The following is a 19,149-nucleotide window of genomic DNA, read 5'->3' as shown; positions in this document are numbered from 1 at the left end:
GTCTCCGTTCCCGCGCCGTGTGGACCCGTCAGCCGCCCAGTGCGCGCACCACGCGCTCGTCGAAGTTGACCAGCCGCCAGTCGCTGCGGCTCTCGATCAGGGCGTAGCCGTGGGTGATCCGCCCGGTGGCGGTCTGCACGAGCCGGCCGTCGCGGACGACGTAGCAGTCCATCCGCGAGGTGTAGGTGAAGTCCTTGAAGATGCCCTCGACGGTGTAGATGGTGTAGAGGTCCTCCTCCATCAGGGCCTCGTCCAGGATCTGGATGTTCGAGTGCGGGACGACCGGGATCCACCGCCGGTCGGCCAGCAGCTCGCGGATGGAGATGCCGCGATCGGCGAGGAACAGGTCGACGACCTCCTCCATCTGCCGCAGGTAGCCCGACATCTGCAGCCGCTCGGTGAAGTGGCAGTACGGGTAGGGGATGCGCCACTTCCAGCCGAAGGCGTTCTCCCCGGCGGTGAGCCGCTCCAGCACCGGGTCGCCGCCGGTGGTCCCGCGCCCCTGCTGGAGCGCGGTGTTGTCGGCGGGCTCGACGGTCGCGGTGGGGCGCGCGGCGGGCAGGTGCGCGCCGAGCTTCGGCACCACGAAACCGGCCAGTTCCGCGGGTGGTTCACCTGCGGCGGGCAGGTAGTCGGTGGGGCGCAGCGAAACCTTGACCTTGGCGACCACCGCCTTGGTCGGCTGCCCGGCGCGCTCCAGGCTCAGCGTGACGCGGAAGCCGAGCACCGGATCGCCCGGCTTCGTGACCGAGACGACCTCCGCATCGGCGAGGTCGTCCATGTGCAGCGCGTGCAGGATGCGGGTGTCCAGGTCGACGATGTCCAGCCCCAGGCCGTATGCCTCGAACAGGCCCCGGGCGCCCAGGCCCGCGCTGCGGAAGTGCTCCAGCACGGCCTCCTCGACGAGGTAGTTGACGTGCTTGAAGCCGATCCACGTGCAGATGTTGGAGCCCTCGTAGCGGGGCCGCAGCGCCACGTGGGTGGTGTTGGCGAACAAGGACTTCGTCAGTACCGGCTCGGTGTCGGCGGTCATCGGTTGCGCTCCATGTTGGGTGGACGGGCTCCTGGCGGTGATCAGGCCGACAGGGTGCGGAGGAACGTGTTTGCCAGGTCGGCGAACGACTCCGCCGACGCGACCATCGGGAAGTGCTCGCTGCCCGGGAGGATGTGCACCGAAGCGTCCGGCAGCGCCTTGCCGAGGGCTTCCGAGTCGGCGGGGAACGCGATGGAATCCGACTCGCCGCCGACGACGAGGAACGGCATCAGCAGCCGTTCGGTGCGCACCTCCGGCATCCGCAGGTAGGTGTCGAGGAACCGGATCCAGCCGTAGGGCCCGATGAGGTCGCGCACCTTCACCGCGATGGCCAGCCGCTGCTCGGGCGAGAGGCGCCTGCTGCCCGGCCGCACGCGCATGCCCGCGGCCAGGATCTGGTCGAAGTTGTGCAGGTAGTAGCCGATCGAATCCCAGTCGAAGTCCTCCGGTTCGGCGCGGTAGAGCGGCGAGACGAGGACGACGCCGCGCAGTTCCCGATTCCCGACCGCGATCCGGCCGCTGGGCCCGGTGTCCTGCCGGTCGAGCCAACTGAGCACGGCGTTGGTCCCGAAGGAATGCGCGATGACCACGTCCGGACCACCCGGCAGCTGGGCGACCGCCTGGCCGATCCACTCCTCGACCGGCAGCGATGTCCATCCGGCGATTCCCGTGCCGCGCCAGGGAAGTTCGGCGACCCAGAGCTCGCACCTGGGGTCGGCCAGCGCGACGAACGCGTCCCAGATCGCGGCGTTGCTGCACAGCCCGTGCACCAGGAGGACGCGAATCGGGTCGTCGGGCACCTCCGCCTTCCTAGCGCACCGCACTGCGACCGGTTCTTGGCCGCCGAGAAGGGCTACCTGGCTCGGCGAAGCCGACGTGTCAGCACTCATCGCTCCCCTTTCCCCGCTGACCACAACACCATTCCGGCGACCCCGTCGGCCGCGTCGTCGCCCGCGGTGACCAGCGCGGAACCGGCGCCACCGGTGCCGAGCCAGCCGATCGCGGCGGCGCACTGCAGCACACCGAGCGCACCGGACGCGAGCCCGAAGGCACCCGTGACGTCGTGGCGCGGTGTTCCCGGCGTGACCTCCGGCCGTTCGGCGGCGTCCGGGGTGAACCAGATGCCGGGCGAACCGCCGCCGGCGAGCACCCTGTCGACGCACGCGGCGACGCTGCCTTCCCGGGTGTACTGCCCGAGTTCGGCGACCGCCCGCGCACCGCGCGCTCGCGCCGCCTCGTCGCTCTCCACCACCAGCGCGACCGCGCCGTCCAGCAGGTCGACCTCGCCGGTGAGGGCCTCGACCACGTGGTTGCGCGTCTCCACCCCGACGACGAGGGCGCGCTCGCACCGGCCGGCGGCGACCAGCGCCGCACCCCAGTGCACGGCGTCCAGGCCGGCGGTCGGACCGTTGCAGAGCATCAGGTTCGGGCCGCGCAGGCCGAACTTCATGGCGACCGACGACGCGACGACGTTGCTCGAAGCATTGGGCAGGGCCATCGGGCTGATGCGATCAGTCGACTCCTCGGCGATGGCCGACGCGATCTCGCAGACGGTGTCCAGGTTGCCGAGGTTCGAGCTCGCCACGACGGCGACCGATTCACCGGCGACGGTCAACTCGCCGTCCGCCGCGCGCAAACCGGCGTCGGTCAGCACCTCCGCCGCCGCGCACAGGGCGAGTTGCGAGGCGCGATCCTTGTAGCGCAGGCCGCGGCGCCCGATCCGGGCCCCGGGGTCGACCGGCTCGCCGCGCTGCCCGTCGGTGCGCAGCAGCGCCGCGAGGTCTTCAGCGCCGGGCAGTGCCAGGCCGACACCCGTCACGACGATCCGCATCAGCCGTCCATCCCTTCCACGACGGCGACCGCGTTGACACCGCCGAAGCCGAAGGCGTTGACCTGGGCCAGCCCGAGGTCCGGGTACCGGCGACGGTCGCGGACGAACCGGAAGCGCTCGGCATCGGACGTCGGGTCGGTCAGGCCGGTGGCGGGCGGGATCCGGCCGGATGCCAGCGCCAGCACCGCGACGATCAGGCTCAGCAGCCCCGACCCGCCCGAGGTGTGGCCGGTCATCGACTTCAGCGCCGTCAGCAGCGGCAGCTCGACGTCGGCGCCGAAGACCTCGCTGAGCGCGGTCGCCTCCGCCTCGTCGTTGAGCGGGGTTCCCGTGCCGTGCAACAGGATCAGGTCGATGTCACGCGCTTTGACACCGGCGAGCTCGTGCGCGGCGCGAATGGCGCCGGCGATGCTGTGCGCGTCGGGCGCGGTCGCGTGGCCCGCGTCGCAGTTCATGCTCACGGCGCGCAGCCGGCCCCTGGCCCCGGCCAGTGCCGCGGGATCGTCCCGGCGCAGCACCACGGCCGCCGCTCCGTCGCCCATGAGCGTGCCCTTGCGGGCCCGGTCGAACGGCCGCACGCGGTCCGGTGGATCGAGCTGGACCCGGTCGAGCAGCCCGAACATGCTTTCCGTGACGGTGTCCACGCCGGCGACGACGACGGTGTCGGCGAGCCCGGTGGCGATCATGTCGCTGCCCATCGCCAACGTGTGCAGGGAAGCCGAGCAGGCGTTGGAGAGCGTGTAGGTCCGGGTGGCTCCGAAGCGTTCCCGCAGCGCCGTGCCGAAGTGCAACCGGTCGAGGTCGAACTCGGCGCCGTCGCGCCACTTCAGCTCGACGGACCGCAGTTCGCGCAGCCCGGTTCCGACGAGCACGGGAACGTCGGAGAGGTCTTCGCCGAGACCGGCGTCCCGCAACGCCTCGGCAACCGCTCGCAGCAGCCAGTCCGTGGCGCGCGACGGCACGTCACCTCCCGACGCCGGGCGGTCATCGATCTCGTAGGCGTTCTTGGCGCGGAACTTGTCGCTGTCGAAGCCGCGCAGCGGCGCCAGTCCGCTGCGGCCCGCGCAGAGCGCGTCGAAGACCTCGGCCGCGGTGTTCCCGACGCTCGCCACCGCTCCGGTGCCGGTGATCAGACAGCTCATCGGGAACGCCTCTTGTGCGCGCAAAGTCTTGTCACACCCGCTCCTCTTCGTACTTGCCGTAGATCACGACGGCGTTGTTCCCGCCGAACGCGAGCCCGTTGTTCTGGACGATCCGCGGTTGCGCCTCGACCGCCTCGTTGGGCACGCAGTCGACACCGCACTCCGGGTCGGTCTCGACGTGGTTGATCGTCGGCGGGATGAAGTTCTCGGTGATCGCGAGCACGCAGGCGATCGAGGCGAGCGCGCTCGCAGCGCCCATGGTGTGCCCGAGCATCGATTTGATGGAGATCGTGCGCGGCGCGGTGTCCGCGCCGAACACCCGCCGGATCGCCGAGGCCTCGGTGACGTCGTTGGCCTTGGTCCCGGTGCCGTGCGCGGAGATGAAGTCGACCTCGCCCGGCTTGACGCCCGCGTCGTCGAGGGCGAGCCGCATGCACCTGGCCACGCTGTCCTCGTTCGGCGCGACCGGGTGGAACGCATCGCAGTTGAGCCCGAACCCCAGCACCTCGGCGTGGATGCGGGCCCCGCGGGCCAGGGCGGACTCCAGGCTCTCCAGCACGAGGACGCCCGCGCCCTCTCCGGTGAGGATCCCCTTGCGGTCCTTGTCGAAGGGCTGGCACCGCTCCGGGGCGATGGTCCCGATGCGGTAGAATCCGGTGAACGTCTTGCGGCACAAGGCATCCGCGCCGCCGCAGAGGGCGAAGTCCACGTCGCCGGCCCGGATGGCGTCAAAGCCGTAGCCGATGGCGTAGTTCCCGGCAGCGCACGCGGTCGGAAGCGTCACCGCCTCGACATCGCGCAGCCCGAACTCGTCGGCGACCGCGGTCGAGAGCCGGCCCGCCGGGACTCGCGCGGCCACGGCCGGGTCCATGTCCCCCGGCCCGGACCGCAGTTCGGTCTCGACCAGCTGGTCCAGATCGCGAGCCTCGCCGTCGGTCGTGCCGATCACGCTCAGGCAGCGCCGCTCGCGCAGATCCTCTTCGCCGAGCCCGGCGTCGTCGACGGCCATGCGGGCCGCGGCGACGGAGAACTGGCTCGCCCTGCCGAGATCGTCGGGCGCGATGTTGCGAATCCACCGATGCGGTTCGAAATCATCGATCTCGCAACCCAAGGAGTGCTCGTACCCGCGGGTGTCGAACGCGCTGATCGGTTTGACCGCGCTGTCGCCCGCGCGCAGCCCTGCCAGGAAGTCCGGTACCCCGATGCCGATGCTGGAAACCGCACCGATACCGGTGATGACAACGCGATGGGTCGCGGCGTCGCGCATGGCTTCCTCGCCTCCTGGGCGTCATTGCGTGGGCGTTCGGCAGGAGATTTCCAAGCCGGGAGGAGGATCCCGGCGATCCGGGCACCGCCGGACCCGCTACTTCTCGGCCGCCTCGACGAATACCGAGTACACGCCGTCGAGGTTCACCATCCGGCCCAGCTCGGACTGGTCGATGACGACGCCGAACTTCTTCTCCAGGGCCGCGAGGATCTCGATCGCGCGCAGGGAGTCCGCGTCGTGCTCCTCCTTGAAGAGGCTCACGTCCGTCAGCTCGTCGGGATCGATCTCCAGGATGTCGCAGACGATGTCCTTGATCTCTTCCTTGCGTTCTTCCAAAAGCGCAGCCATAACGCCCCTTTCCGCACCAACTCGTGGTTCGCGACCTCCGCGCGAGCGTGGTTCGACGCTATTGCCGGCCCCGATCGAACAACAAGGCCTGCGGCCACAAGCTGCCACCGGCCGTCGGCCGCGCGCTGCCGGACCACCTGGTTGGCAACCAGCTGTCACTCGATTCCTTTGGTGCACAAGAAGAAATCGAGCAGTCACGACGCGGGCAGCAAGCCGATCTCGGCGGCCCGCACGCCGGCTTGGAAGCGCGAGTTCGCCCCCAGCAACTCCACGATTTCGGCGACGTAGCGCCGGTACGTCCGGACCGACACGGCGAGTTCCCGCGCGGCCACCGCATCGGTGTGGCCGTCGTAGAGCATCTTCAACACCCGCTGCGCGAACTCGGTGTGCGCCCGGCCGCCGAAGTCGACGGGATTCGCCACGGGACGCGCATTGCGCCAGACATCGGCGAAGAGGTCCTCCAGCGCACGGATCACCGGCGCGGCGCGGACGACGACCGCCTGCCCGTCGCACGTCGCGTCCGAACGCACTAGCGCGGTCCGCCCGTCGACGACGACGGCCACCAGCGAACTGATCCGGCCGAACCGGGCCTCGAACGGCGCCCGTTGCTCGTCACCGGCCCGCAAGAGCGAAAGATCGAGAACCGCGGGGGCGCAGAGCAACCTGACCCGCACCTGGTCGCCCGCGAAGCGGGCCAGGTTGCGCAGCACCGAACGCGCCGACATGCGCCACTCCGAGTTCGAGGCGAGCACCACTTCGACGTTGTTCCGCGCCCGGCCGACCAGGTTCGCCATCGCCTCCAGCGCCGCGTCGACGTCCCGGCCCACGACCCGGAACGCCAGGTCCGATGCGGATTTCTCGCGGTGCTCGGCGACTGTGGCCCCGATGAGCGCACGCACTTCCAGCAACGCCTGCTCGATCCCATCCCCCAGGTTCCCGAACGCCGCCTGCTCGCTGGCACGCCCGTGCTCCGCCTGGTCCCCGACCATCGAATGCTCCACCGCGTTCGCCTCTCCTCCCACCCGACCCGAGATGTTCACGAATCCTGCGCCGTGCCCCGCGCGTCCAGCAGGCCCGCTTCGACCGCCAGGGCACCGGCCTGGAACCTCGATTTGGCCCCGAGCTCCTGCATGATGCAGGCCACCTGGCGGCGGTAGGTCCGAAGCGAGATGCCGAGCTTCTTCGCCGACTGGCTGTCGGTGTGGCCGGCCCGCAGGTGCTCCAAGATCCGCCGCACCGGCTCCGCGCTCCGGCGTTCAAGGGGAAGCAGGTGGTCCGGCAGCGGCCTGCCGGTCTCCCAGGAGGCGACGAACAGCGATTCCAGTGCCCGGACCACCGCGGGCAGGCGGATGATCGACGCCTGCCGGTCGGCGGCTCCCGGATTCGACCGCAGCAACGCGAGCCGGCCGTCCACCAGGACGACTCCCTGCAGGGGGCTCCGGGAGAGCTTGATCTCGCATTCCGGCCGACGCATCATCTCCACCGCGCGGTCCACCCGCAAAGCTTGCGGAGCGCTCAGCACCCGGACGCCCACCGCCGGACCGATTCCTGTTGTCCGGCAGAGGAGTTCCGCATCGGAGGGGAGTGAGACCGCGATGAACACGGATCTCTCGGCCCGCGCTACCATCTGTTCCACCGTGCACCGCAGGTCCTCGTCGAGCCCGACCATCACGAAGGAGCTCTGCGACGATCTCCGGCGGTGTTCGTGCACCGCGGTCTCGATCAGCTCGTTCGCCCGCAGCAGCGAACGTTCCAGCCCGTCGTCGACAGCGCCGACGTCGTCGACAGCGCCCCGCCGCGCCCTGGCGGCTATCTCGCGCAGGCCTCCTACCGAACCTTCAGAAGCGAAAGCCAACTCGAACACCATTCGACTCCTGGCCCATCCAAGTCGCATTCGATCAGCACGAACTGCCAACAAGCCCACCCGACCTCCCCGCGAGCAGCAGGAAGGAACCGCTTCGCCGGACCGGCGAAACCACAGAACCGAAAAACCGCCGAACACGCGGGAGAACGGCGCCCGCCGCACACTCCGAGAAGCGGACTACGCCGTCTTGGCCGAGATCTTCAGCCACCCACCTGGGCCAACACTAGCCAGCGAGCGAGAAGCTCACCAACCATCTTTCGCCCCAGGGTGAATCGTCACCGCGCTACCGCTTTCCGGTGCCCATCCTCAAAACCGAACACGAACCGAGGAGCGCGACCGGAACGCGTGCGGGCCGCGCGGCGCCCACCGGGGAGCCGGTCTCGCGGCAGGCTCCTCGGCCGCTCCCACGACGGACGACGCCCCGCTCCCCGCCGCCTGCCGCCCGCCGCACGATGCCGCGGCGGGCGGCGAATTCCTCGCGCGCACGAACATGATCCGCATTCGGAACAGGCGCACCTCCACCGTCCGAATGACACGATCGCCGCCGGAGCGGAAGCTCTTCGGCCGGACGAGCCGACGGCCGCCCGGCGCGCCGGCACCGACGGGATTGCTCATCTGCACACCCCCGACGAATGTGTTTGCGGCCTCAGTGCCGCAAGCGCGATGGTGCTGGCGCTTCTCAAGCAAAAGCACTTGATTGTGATCTGGCACACACACCGCGACCGTCACCTTTCACACTGCCTCGAAAGGATTGCCGGAGCCCGTTCGAGTGATCCAAGCTCGCGTGACCTGGCACTCGGGCAACCGGCGAAAAGACGAGATCACCGGATGAGAGGAATTGACGAGGGGGGACCAAGCGCTGGCGCGATGCGGACCCGGCCGATGCCGCCGCACCTCCGCCATCTCGTCCCGAAACGGCCACGCCGCGCCCGGATCCGATCGCTCCGGCGGATGCACCCTTGCCGCATGTTCCGACCTCCGGTGCAGCGCCCCCGCTTCGGTCAGCCACGCGTCGACGGCTCCGAGCCCTGTCTTCCTCGACCGCCCAGTGCTGCGACGAAACCACCAGCCCTCGGCCACGGCCCTCGGGTCCTTTCCGCTCCGCCGTTCACACCGGTTCACTGTGGACTGCCACGACCCGTGCATTCCGGCAGATCGCACCAACAGGCACCCGGCCATCGAGGCCGAATTGGTGCCGCGATCACCGCGAGGGAGTCGATCGCATCAGTGCACGCCGCCGGCTGAACACCTCGTCCACCATGAACGTCCCCTGCGGTCACCCGCGGCGGCACCGGGGCCGGTGGCAGGTAACTGCCACCCCTCCGAAGCGCCGTCCGCCGGCACTCGCGGCGGTGGCAACTTGGTGTCCCAACGCTTGTGCACAAGATCGCGATCTCCCTACATTCTGCTCATTCTCGCAGGAAATCCGGAAGGAGTGAGTACAGCGGCAGCCGAAGACGGCGCGGAGGACGGACCGAGAACCACCGGCCCCGGCGCGGAGCCCGGCACGCCGATCAGGATCGTCCGGCCGTCAGCGGGACCCGAATCCGGACCCGCCCAGGGCACTCGCCCGAACGGCATGTGAAAAGCGTGACCAACAGCCCTCACCACCGCCCTCCCCGGGCCACCCCCGGGGACGGCCGGCGTCCTCGCGCTGGATCCAGGCCTGGACTAGGTGACGCGAGGGCGATCGTCGCAAGGTCCCGATAAATCACCCCCCGTGGAGCCCAGAATGAGCAGTGAATCAACGACAGACGTGCTGGTGATCGGCGCCGGACCGGCGGGCCTGACGCTCGCCAACTACCTGGCGCTCCAGGGCGTTTCGGTACGACTGATGGACCGGGCCCCCAGCCCGCCCGTGCGGTTGTCGAGCTCGGTGCACGGTCCGGGATCCGAAGTGATGCAGCGGATGGGTTCGCTGGGCAACCTGCCCAACGAGACGCCGCTGCTCACGAGGGCCACCGCCCACCTCGGGCTCCAGCCGATCCGGCTGCGCTACACCACGCCGGGCAAGGAGAACCTGGCTCCCCCGATGCTGATCAACCAGGGCAAGATCGAGGCGGCCATCCGGGAGCACTGGGCCGAACTCGGCGGAGCCGTCGAATGGGACTGCGGACTGGTCGACATCGAGCAGGACCCGAACGGCGTGACCGCGGTGCTCGCCAACGGCGAGCAGGTCCGCGCCCGCTGGCTGGTCGGCTGCGACGGTGCCGAGAGCATGGTCCGGAAGGCCGCCGGGATCGGCTACATCGGCCGCAGCAAGCGCTACCTGCTGGTCGACGCGCACATCGACTGGGACCTCGACCGGGGCGGGCTGACGAGCTGGATCCACCCCGACGGGCGGGTCGGCGCGATGCCGATGATCGACCCGGATGGCGCCAACAACCTGTGGCGCCTCCTGGCCCTCGACCCCGACCAGGGAACCGAGAAGCCCACCGACGACGAGATCGTTTCGCGGGTGCGGACCGTGCTGGCCGAGCGTTCCCCCTACGGCGGCATCGAGTTCCGCGACACGACCACGAAGCTCACGTTCGTCTCGCACGCCAGGATCGTGGACAACTACCGCGAAGGCCGCGTCCTGGTGGCCGGTGACGCCGCCCACCCGCACGTGCCGTTCGGCGGGCCCGCGATCCACACCGGCATGGGCGACGCGGAGAACCTGGCCTGGAAGCTCGCCCTCGTCATCCAGGGCAAGGCGAGCGAGGCGCTGCTGGAGACCTACCAGGGCGAGCGCCGCCCGATCGCGGCCGAGATCGTCCTCGGCAAGACCGCGCCCAGCCAGATCGAGAAGATGCGCAACCCGATCGTGCGGTTCGTGCGGGATCGCGTGGTGGCACCGATCGTCAAGATCCCCGGATTCGAGCAGCTGACCACGTTCTCGCATTCCGAGCTTTGGGAGACCTATCGGGACGGCCCGCTGGGCGGCGGATCCCGGTTCGACGCCAAGCCACGGCCCGGCGACATGGTGGGCGACTTCGAATGCGTTCGCTCGGCGGACCGCCGCCGCACCCGGCTGTACGACGAGTTCCGCGGGCGTTGGGTGCTGCTCGTGCCCGCGGGCGGCGCGGACCCGTGCGTCGACGTGGTCCGGAAGCGGCTGGGCGAGAAGCACTTCGAGGTGCTGGAGCGCAAGGCGTCGAACACCGCCAACAAGAAGGCCCGCGCGGAGGCCGACGAGGTCTGGTTGGTGCGCCCGGACGGTCACCTGGCGTGGCGCGGCGAACCGCAGTCTGCGGGCCTCGACGAGTGGCTGGAAGGCATGCTGCGGTACGGCCGGGCGAAGAAGAAGTGACGCTGCTCCGCGGAAGGGCCGTTGAGCTGACCTTCGCGGCGCGCGACGTCCCCGGGGACACCGCCCCGCGGGGCCGGCTCCTCGCCTGACCGAGGCGCGGCGAATCGAGAAGGGCCTTCGCAGGACCAGTCCTGCGAAGGCCCTTTCGCCATCACTGCCTTCACAGCACGCGTTGCAGGAAGTCCTTGGTCCGGGGCAGCTCGGGGTCGTCGAGGACTCGACTCGGCGGCCCGGTTTCCAGCACCTCGCCGCCGTCCAGGAACACGACGGTGTCGGCGACCTCCCGGGCGAAGCCGATCTCGTGCGTCACCACGACCATCGTCTGGCCCGCCGCCGCGAGGTCGCGCATCACCGCCAGCACCTCCCCCACCAGCTCCGGGTCCAGGGCGCTGGTCGGTTCGTCGAACAGCAGGAGCTTCGGTTCCATCGCCAGCGCGCGGGCGATGGCGATGCGCTGCTGCTGGCCGCCGGAGAGCTGGCGCGGGTAGGCGTCCTCGCGGTCCGCCAGGCCGACTCGGCGCAGCTTCTCCCGCGCCCGCACCAACGCGTCCTTCTTGGACAGACCGAGAACGCCGACCGGCGCCTCGATCAGGTTCTCCAGGACCGTCAGGTGCCCGAACAGGTTGAAGCTCTGGAACACCATGCCGATCCCGGCGCGCTGGCGGGCGATCGCGCGGTCGCCGAGCTCGTGCAGCCGGCCCGCCGACTCGCGGTAACCGATCAGCACGTCGTCCACCTCGATGCTCCCGGCGTCCACCTTCTCCAGGTGGTTGATGCAGCGCAGCAGCGTGCTCTTGCCCGAGCCGGACGGGCCTATCACGCAGGTCACCTCGCCCTGCCGCACCGCCAGATCGACGCCGCGCAGCACCGGCGTGGTGCCGAAGCTCTTGTGCAGACCGGAAATCCGGAGCATCAGCGGGCTCCCTTCAGCACGGCGCGCAACCGCTGCAGCGGCGTCGGCGGGAGCTCGCGGTGGGCACCGCGGGCGTAGTGGCGTTCGACGTAGTACTGACCCGCGGTCAGGATCGACGTGATCACGAGGTACCAGACGGTCGCCACCAGCAGCAGCGGGATCACCAGGTAGTTCCGGTTGTAGATCAGCTGCACCGAGTACAGCAGGTCGTGCACCGCGATGACGCTGACGATCGAGGTGCCCTTCAACGTGCCGATGAGCATGTTGCCCGCCGGCGGGATGATCGCGCGCATCGCCTGCGGGAGCACGATCCGGCGCAGCACGCGCATCCTGGTCATGCCGAGCGCCTGCGCGGCCTCGCTCTGGCCCGCGTCGACCGACAGGATGCCGGCGCGCACCACTTCCCCGGCGAACGCGGCCTCGTGCAGCACCAGGCCGATCACCGCCGTCGTGGTGCCGCCGAGCAGGTTCACGGTGTCCACCGCGAACCACGGGCCGATGCTCAGCGTCGGGTACAGCGCGCCGATGTTGAACCAGAACAGGAGTTGGACCAGCAGCGGGATGGACCGGAACAGCCAGGTGTAGGTCCAGCTCAGCCAGTTCAGGACGGCGTTCCCGGACAGCCGCATGACGGCCAGCACGGCGCCCAGCGCGAAGCCGAGGACCATGGTGACGGCGGTCAGCCACAGCGTGAGCCAGAGGCCGTTGAGCACGGCCGGGAGCGTGAAGTAGGCGGCGACGACGGGCCACTGGAAGTTCGGGTTCGTGGCCATCGAATGCACCACGAGCGCGAACACGACCAGCGCCGCGACGGCGGCGATCCACCTGCCGGGATGCCGAGCGGGCACCACGGGCGGCGGGGCGACGGTGGCGGTCCCGGCATCGGGCACCGCCTGCAGATGCGTTGATCGGGTCATCGGGACTTCCCTGTCGTGCGGCGAATCCACGGAGATCGGCACGTGACTTCCGCTGAAATCGCGCTGCTCGGACGAAGAGGAGAGGAACGCCTCGCAGGAAACGGCCGCCGATCGACGTCGGCGGGGTCCACCACCGCCTGACACGCTAGCCGCCCCGAACGCCGGGTCAAGGCCGTCCCACAGGTTGATCGTCGTTGACACCCACCCGGCCCCAGGCGATTCTCGTTTCGTGACCAGGCAACTGCGTTTGGTGAAACGCGCCCACATCGACCTCGCCCTGGTGTGGTCGGCCGCTTGTCGCGGCTGACGTCGTCCCTCCTTCGCGCCCTCAGCCGCTGCAGAGCCCTATTTCCAAACTCTTCTCGCGTGGCGGCGCGGACAGCGGCCCCCTTTCGGGAGTTGCGGCCGCCGCTGGCTGTGGGATCCCCGACTTGCGCATGACCACACCTCGCACGGGCCGTCCACCACCACCGCGCCCGTTCGCCCCCCTCGAAGGGTTCACACCGAATGCTGCCCCGTTTCAGAACGATCGTCGTGATGCTGGCCGCGGCCGGGTTGCTCGCCGGATGCGCGCCCGGCGCGATCCCGACCGAAGCCGCGCCCGGTCTCGATGCGACCGCCGACGTTGTCTCGGCGGTTCCCAAGGACGATGCGATCGCGGCGTTGCTGCCGCCGGACGTCAGGCAGGCCGGGGCGCTGACCTTCGGCAGCTCGCTCGACGGCAGCCCGCCCGGCGCGTTCTACCTGCCCGACAACCGAACCGCGGTCGGCGTGGACATCGACATCGCCGAGGCCGTCGCCCGCGTGCTCGGCGTGCGGATCGACCGGCAGGACGCCGCGTTCGACACCATCCTGCCCGCGCTGGGCAGCGGCAAGTTCCAGGTCGGCACCGGCAACTTCGGGGTCACCGAGGAGCGCAAGAAGACCGTCGACTTCGTGACCTACCTCAACGACGGTCAGGGCCTCGCGGTCCGCCAGGACAGCGATCTCGCCCCGGTCACCGACGTCACGCAGCTGTGCGGGCGCACCATCGGCACCGGCGCGGGCACGACGTTCGAGACGACGCTCAACGCCCACCAGCACCGCTGCGGCGAGCTGGGCCGGCCGGCCTACCAGGTGCTGGTCTTCAAGGAGATGAGCGCGCAGTACTCCGCCCTGCAGCAGGGCAAGGTCGACGTGCTGATGAGCACGATCAACGGCCTGCGCTACACCGTGAGCCAGCAACCGAACCTGCGGTTCCTCAACGAGTTCCGGCGCCTGAACGTCGGATTCGCGCTGCCGAAGGACTCGCCGCTGGCGCCCGCGTTGCAGGCGGCGGTGAACAAGCTGATCCAGGACGGCACCTACGAGCGGATCGTGCGCAAGTGGGGCGTCGAGGCCTCGGCGATCGGCACGTCCGAGACCAATCCGCCGGAACTGCACTGAGCCGGTAGGAAGAAGGGCGCCTCCCGCCGGATGCGGCGGGAGGCGCCCTTCTTCCAAGGGTCTTCCAGGACTACGCCGTGCGGCCGAGGACGGTGGAGTGCGGGACACCGTCGAGGGCCTTGGTGAACTGCTCGATGACGTCGGCCAGCGGTCCTGCGCTGTCCGGGTGGACGCTGAGCTGGTCCTCGACCACCGAGATGTGCTTGTCGAGCAAGAAGAAGCTCTGCACCGCGTGGCGGGCGCCCAGCGAGTGCACCACCGGGCGCAGCGCGTAGTCGATGGCCAGGACGTGGGCGACCGTGCCGCCGGTCGCCAGCGGCAGCACCGCCTTGCCGGCGAAGCCGAACTGCGGCAGCAGGTCGAGGAATGCCTTCAGCAGGCCGGAATACGCCGCCTTGTAGGTCGGGGTGGCCAGCACGACGCCGTCGGCCTCGGCGACCTTGCCGATGGCTTCGGCGATCGCCGGGGCGTGGGTGTCGGCGCCGAGCAGCGCGTCCGCGGGCAGGCCGCGGACGCGCAGGTGGTCGGCGCTGCGGCCGGACGCCGCGATGCGCTGGGCGATGTGCTCACCGATCCGTTCGGTCTTCGAGGTGCGCGACGGGCTGCCGGAAATGACGAGGACGCTGGACACACGTGCTCCCTGGGTCCGAAATTTCAGTCCGATGTGGACTACCTGCTGATCCGGATCTCCACCACGGCGCGGAGCCCGGGCTGGCGGAACGCTAGAGACGACACGCTTGGGCCGACACGCGGCGGAAATCCACGTGCCGCCGCTTCGTGAGCACCGGGAACATCACGAATCAATCGCAACAGAGCACCACCGGCATGTCAATGCGGGCATCCACCCGTCCCACCAGCCGGACGCGAGGCGACCCACCGGGCGGGATCGACCCGCCGGTCGACCTAATGGACACAGTGGACGGTCAGTCGGCGAACAGGTCAGGGAGCGGGCGACGACCGGCGCGCGGCACCGGGATCGCCGGCGGGTAGCCGATCCGCATCAGCAGCTGCGGCATCCCGCCGAGCCCGAGCTCGACGCTCAGCCCGGCGCGGACCTCCGACAGCCGCAGCGGTTGCGTCATCACCGACGCGACCAGGCCCAGCCGCGTCGCCTCCAGCCAGGCCCGCTCCGCGGCCTCCCCGGCCATCAGCTGGTCCCGCGGGCCGTCGGTGATCGTGCTGAAGACCAGCACCGATTCCTGCGCCAGCGACCGGGCGATCTGCGCCTGGTCCGGCAGGCGGGTGGCGCCGGTCGCCAGGCCGGTCGCGGGCACGCCGCGCACGGGCAGCACCTCCGTCGGCAGCCCCTCGTCCGAGACCGGGCCGATCCAGGCGCCCAGCTCGCGCTGGTAGGTCTTGTCCGCGTGGTTGGTGCGCGCGGCGTAGGCGAGCAGGCGCGCCAGCGCGTGCTCCTCGGCGGGCCCGTCCACCCAGGTGGCCTGCGTGGTCGCCGCGGCCGCCACGGCGGTGCGCGCCAGGTGCGGGACCGGGCGCCCGGCGAAGGCGCGCCGGCAGCTCGCCCGGCGGCCGATGGCCTTGCGGCGCTCCCGGTCGATCGCGGTCGCCGGCCGCCGGCGCGTGCCGATCACCGCCGCCTCGCCCTCGTCGGCGTGCCAGCGGACGTCGGTCGCCCAGCCCAGCCCGCGCATCGCGATCGCCAGGTTGGCGACCGCCGCGCCGCACGACATCCGCCGGTCGCGGCCGTCCGGGTCGTGGTGGACGAGCTCCGGCGTCGAGCGCAGCCGCAGCACGGCGGAGCGCCCCTGCACCCGCAGCGACCAGGGCTGCGTGTTGTGCACGGAGGGCGCGCGGCGCACCGCCTCGGCCAGCACCGCCACCTCTTCCGGGGTCCACGGCCGCTCGTCGGCGGATTCGGGCGACTGGCGGCGGAGCATCGGGAGCCAGCTCATGACTGGTCCGCCTCTCCGCGATTCGCAGTTTCTCGTGGCTGGTTCGCGTCACGTTCCCCTGAGGTGCGGTTGAGGAGGACTCGGGTTGGCACAGGGCTGCTCATGCGTTGATCACCTCCACGGGTCGGCAAACACCACGACAGTGCCGTCGGCGGCGGGCCGCGAGCAGAGGAGAAGGTCCCAGCTGTGACCGACCCCGCAGTCACAGCGCGTGATCACCGGTGGCGATCTGGCCAACTCGATCGGCGAATTTCGGCGTTTTGGCACTGGCGTACCGGCGGGTGCTGCGACCAAGCTGGGGGCGCGATACCGAAGGAGGACTGCATGTCGACAGCACCGCGCGACACCGCGTTGTGGCACCCGTTCGCGGACATGTTCCAGGTCAAGAAGAGCCAGTTCTGCGTGAGCAAGGCAGACGGGGTCTGGATCTACGACCAGGAGGGCCGCCGCTACCTCGACGGCACCGCGAGCCTGTGGTACGCCAACGTCGGCCACGGCCGCACCGAAATCGTCGAGGCCGCCGCCGCGCAGATGCGCGAGCTCGAGTCCTACTTCGTGTTCAACGACTTCACCAACCCGCCGGCCGAGGCGCTCGCCGACCGGCTCTCGCAGCTCGCCCCGATGGACGGCGCGAAGATCTTCCTGACCACCGGCGGCGGCGAGTCGATCGACACCGCCGCGAAGCTGGCCCGGCAGTACTGGGCGCAGCGCGGGCAGCCGCAGCGCACCCACATCCTCAGTCGCGGCAACGCCTACCACGGCACCAACGGCATGGGCACCAGCATCGGCGGGATCGAGGTCAACCAGGCCGGGTTCGGCCAGCTCGTGCCGGAGGTCGGCCGGGTCGCCCACGACGACGCCGAGAGCCTCCGGGAGGCCATCGACCGGCTCGGCGCCGACCGGGTGGCGGCGTTCTTCGCGGAGCCGGTGATGGGCGCCGGCGGGCTGTACCCGCCGGAGCCGGGCTACCTGGAGGCGGTCGCCAAGATCTGCGCCGAGCACGACATCCTGTTCGTCGCCGACGCGGTGATCTGCGGGTTCGGCCGGGTCGGCACCTGGTTCGGCGTCGAGCGGTGGGGCCTGCAGCCCGACATGATCACCTTCGCCAAGGGCGTGACCAGCGGATACCTGCCGCTGGGCGGCGTGGTGGTCGCCGAGCGGGTGGCCGAGCCGTTCTGGAACCACCCGGGCCGCCCGTTCCGGCACGGCGCGACCTACTCCGGGCACCCCACGGTGGCCGCCGCAGCGCTGGCCAACCTGGACATCCTGGAGCGCGAGAAGCTGCTGACCCAGGCCGACGAGCTGGAGCGCCCGCTGCACGACGCGCTGCAGCAGCTGGCCGACCACCCCGCCGTGGCCGAGGTGCGCGGCGGCACCGGCCTGCTCGGCGCGGTCGAGCTGGCGCCGGAGGTGCTGGCCGCCGACCCCGGCGCCGTGGGCCGCGCGCAGACCGCGATCCGCGACCTCGGGGTGATCGTGCGCCCGCTGGGCAAGGCGCTGGCGGTGTCTCCGCCACTGATCATCAGCGAGTCGGAGATCGACCTGATCGGCAAGGCGATGCGGGAGGGCCTGGACTCCCTCGTGTGACCCGATCGGGGTGCCCGCCGGCCGCGGGCACCCCGCCGGGGCGCCGGGCCACGGCACTGCCGTTGCGGAACCGATACGTACCGGTCTGTACCAACCGCGATTCGTCACGTACGTTTCTGGCCAGACCACTGTGCCCGGCCCGCCCGGCGCCGACGCGTTCCGCGCTCGGCATCGGAATTCGCTGCGCTGGAACGGGGTTCCCCGGAGATCGTCCACAACAGACAGTCAAGGGATGGCCAACAGATGCACCGAGCCACCTGAGGCACCGCACCGGGCGGGGCCGAGCGGTCGCCGCGTGGTGCGCACGCCGGAGAGATCGACAAGCCCGCCCGGAACCGAGCCGCGAGCGGTGACGCCACTAGTCCCGCCCCTGAAGACAAGCCACCCGCTCGAGTTGGCAAGATAAGGCTCACGGGTGAAGGCGCGCAGCGGACGCGGATGGAGGACGACAACCAGGTGAACACCCAGACCTCCCAAGTCGACGACCTACGGCTCATCGCACTGCCCAGCGCGGTGAACTGCGCCGAGATGTTCGTCCGGTTCACCCTCGCCGAGTGGTCCCTGCGGGAGCTGATCGACGAGACCTCGCAGCTCACGACCGCGCTGGTGACGGCGGCCGTCGACAGCGCGAACCCCGAGACCCCCGGGTTCATCACCGTCCGCCTGCGGCTCAGCGGCGAGAGCCTCGTCGCCGAGGTCGAGGACGAGCTGGCGAGCGTCCCACCGGCGCTGGCGCCCGGGTTCGCCGGCGGTCGCTGCGGCGCGACCGCCCTGCGCGGCGGCGGCACCCTCGTGTGGTGCGAGCTGCCGCTGCCGGGTGGTGTCTCGGCGAACGCCGTGCCGCTGCCGCGCCGCTCCCGCAGCAGGCGCGCCCAGGCCGAGCACCAGGTCGACGAAACGGCCGAGATCGATCCCGAGGTGATCAAGCGCCTCCTCACCGGCCTGAGCAACAGCGACCTGACCTGACCGACCAGGGCACGGGCACGGGCACGGGCACGGGCACGGATCCCAGTTTCAATTGAAACTGCTGCCCCACGGCACCCACACCGGCCGCAGTTCCAGTTGAGCGTTTTTCATCCTGGTTCTGCGGCGTCAGGCCAGGTCCCGAATGCGCAGGGGTCGTGAGTGCCTGTGGTCGCCCTAGCAGCCATGACCACTCACGACCCGACGCCCCTCAGTCGTGAGTGCCTATGGCCGCCACAACAGCCATAGGCACTCACGACCCGGAGACATGGGCCTTCCGCGTAGAGGACGGAAAAACCTCATCGAAACTGCGGATCCACGGCCCCCACACCCTTCCGCGGTTTCAATGAGCCTTTTTCATCCTGGTCGGCCCGCAACCGCGGGTCGCAAAGCCACACGTCGATGGGCTGCCGCATGCGCCGCAGGCGCATAGCCCACCTACGACACTGGCACCGCCGCGGGTTCTCAGAGGCTTCCTGGCGAGGACGGCCCCTCCGCCGTGTATTGGACATACATCAGGAGGGGCACCCACAGACCAGGGAGCCTCTGAGGTTCCGCCACCCGCACCGCCACGCAAAACGAGGTTGGAAAAACCTCAATTGAAACTGTGGTGGACCAGCCGGTGCTCGTTTGGTCGGCGGCGGTTGCGGGCATGTC

Annotated in this window: 16 protein-coding genes; 4 read left to right on the top strand and 12 right to left on the bottom strand. The window is 70.2% G+C overall.

Annotated features, from left to right (window positions below):
• Positions 1–28: 28 nt before the first annotated feature.
• From ACWEV3_RS07435 to ACWEV3_RS07400, 8 genes are all read right to left on the bottom strand, one after another.
• Positions 29–1,033, bottom strand: a complete 1,005-nt coding sequence (locus tag ACWEV3_RS07435) for a hypothetical protein (RefSeq protein ID WP_452613064.1) — start codon at positions 1,031–1,033, stop codon at positions 29–31.
• Between the two features lie 41 nt (positions 1,034–1,074).
• Positions 1,075–1,833, bottom strand: a complete 759-nt coding sequence (locus ACWEV3_RS07430) for an alpha/beta fold hydrolase (RefSeq protein WP_452613063.1) — start codon at positions 1,831–1,833, stop codon at positions 1,075–1,077.
• 86 nt (positions 1,834–1,919) lie between these two features.
• Positions 1,920–2,864: a beta-ketoacyl synthase N-terminal-like domain-containing protein gene (locus tag ACWEV3_RS07425; RefSeq protein WP_452613062.1), complete on the bottom strand. Its 945-nt coding sequence runs from the start codon at positions 2,862–2,864 to the stop codon at positions 1,920–1,922.
• Positions 2,864–4,006 carry a beta-ketoacyl-[acyl-carrier-protein] synthase family protein gene (locus ACWEV3_RS07420; RefSeq protein ID WP_452613061.1) on the bottom strand — a complete coding sequence of 381 codons (1,143 nt, stop codon included), beginning with the start codon at positions 4,004–4,006 and terminating at the stop codon, positions 2,864–2,866. The genes ACWEV3_RS07425 and ACWEV3_RS07420 overlap by 1 nt, the downstream gene beginning before the upstream one ends.
• 31 nt (positions 4,007–4,037) lie before the next feature.
• The gene (locus tag ACWEV3_RS07415; RefSeq protein ID WP_452613060.1) at positions 4,038–5,273 is read right to left on the bottom strand and encodes a beta-ketoacyl-[acyl-carrier-protein] synthase family protein; all 1,236 of its coding nucleotides are present in this window, start codon (positions 5,271–5,273) and stop codon (positions 4,038–4,040) included.
• 96 nt (positions 5,274–5,369) lie between these two features.
• Complete coding sequence (locus ACWEV3_RS07410; protein WP_452613059.1) at positions 5,370–5,621, bottom strand: acyl carrier protein; 252 nt, start codon at positions 5,619–5,621, stop codon at positions 5,370–5,372.
• Positions 5,622–5,815: 194 nt separating this feature from the next.
• Positions 5,816–6,610, bottom strand: coding sequence for a hypothetical protein (locus ACWEV3_RS07405; RefSeq protein WP_452613058.1), 795 nt, complete (start codon positions 6,608–6,610; stop codon positions 5,816–5,818).
• A gap of 47 nt (positions 6,611–6,657) precedes the next feature.
• The gene (locus ACWEV3_RS07400; RefSeq protein WP_452613057.1) at positions 6,658–7,488 is read right to left on the bottom strand and encodes a hypothetical protein; all 831 of its coding nucleotides are present in this window, start codon (positions 7,486–7,488) and stop codon (positions 6,658–6,660) included.
• 1,729 nt (positions 7,489–9,217) lie between these two features.
• On the opposite strand from ACWEV3_RS07400, the gene ACWEV3_RS07395 reads away from it, so the two are divergent.
• Positions 9,218–10,777 (top strand): FAD-dependent monooxygenase, encoded by a 1,560-nt coding sequence (locus tag ACWEV3_RS07395; RefSeq protein ID WP_452613056.1) that lies wholly within the window; start codon positions 9,218–9,220, stop codon positions 10,775–10,777.
• 160 nt (positions 10,778–10,937) lie between these two features.
• Here the strand turns inward: ACWEV3_RS07395 and ACWEV3_RS07390 are convergent, their stop codons facing one another.
• Both ACWEV3_RS07390 and ACWEV3_RS07385 read right to left on the bottom strand, forming a co-directional pair.
• Complete coding sequence (locus tag ACWEV3_RS07390; RefSeq protein ID WP_452613055.1) at positions 10,938–11,690, bottom strand: amino acid ABC transporter ATP-binding protein; 753 nt, start codon at positions 11,688–11,690, stop codon at positions 10,938–10,940.
• Positions 11,690–12,607 carry an amino acid ABC transporter permease gene (locus tag ACWEV3_RS07385; RefSeq protein ID WP_452613054.1) on the bottom strand — a complete coding sequence of 306 codons (918 nt, stop codon included), beginning with the start codon at positions 12,605–12,607 and terminating at the stop codon, positions 11,690–11,692. The genes ACWEV3_RS07390 and ACWEV3_RS07385 overlap by 1 nt, the downstream gene beginning before the upstream one ends.
• Before the next feature lie 507 nt (positions 12,608–13,114).
• Between ACWEV3_RS07385 and ACWEV3_RS07380 the strand changes: the two genes are divergently transcribed.
• Entirely contained in the window at positions 13,115–14,032 is a 918-nt protein-coding gene (locus ACWEV3_RS07380; RefSeq protein ID WP_452613053.1) for an ABC transporter substrate-binding protein, read from the top strand.
• 70 nt (positions 14,033–14,102) lie between these two features.
• Here the strand turns inward: ACWEV3_RS07380 and ssuE are convergent, their stop codons facing one another.
• Positions 14,103–14,663: an NADPH-dependent FMN reductase gene (ssuE, locus tag ACWEV3_RS07375; protein ID WP_397527927.1), complete on the bottom strand. Its 561-nt coding sequence runs from the start codon at positions 14,661–14,663 to the stop codon at positions 14,103–14,105.
• A gap of 292 nt (positions 14,664–14,955) precedes the next feature.
• Complete coding sequence (locus tag ACWEV3_RS07370) at positions 14,956–15,942, bottom strand: Acg family FMN-binding oxidoreductase (RefSeq protein WP_452613052.1); 987 nt, start codon at positions 15,940–15,942, stop codon at positions 14,956–14,958.
• Between the two features lie 324 nt (positions 15,943–16,266).
• Between ACWEV3_RS07370 and ACWEV3_RS07365 the strand changes: the two genes are divergently transcribed.
• Both ACWEV3_RS07365 and ACWEV3_RS07360 read left to right on the top strand, forming a co-directional pair.
• On the top strand, positions 16,267–17,529 hold the full coding sequence (locus ACWEV3_RS07365) for an aminotransferase family protein (protein WP_452613051.1): 1,263 nt from the start codon (positions 16,267–16,269) through the stop codon (positions 17,527–17,529).
• A gap of 456 nt (positions 17,530–17,985) precedes the next feature.
• Positions 17,986–18,495, top strand: a complete 510-nt coding sequence (locus ACWEV3_RS07360; protein WP_452613206.1) for an ATP-binding protein — start codon at positions 17,986–17,988, stop codon at positions 18,493–18,495.
• Positions 18,496–19,149: the final 654 nt, after the last annotated feature.

The organism is Saccharopolyspora sp. NPDC003752 (genome assembly GCF_053605825.1).
Note: the sequence above shows the minus strand (reverse complement) of the source record. Positions and strands in the feature narration are given on the sequence as shown.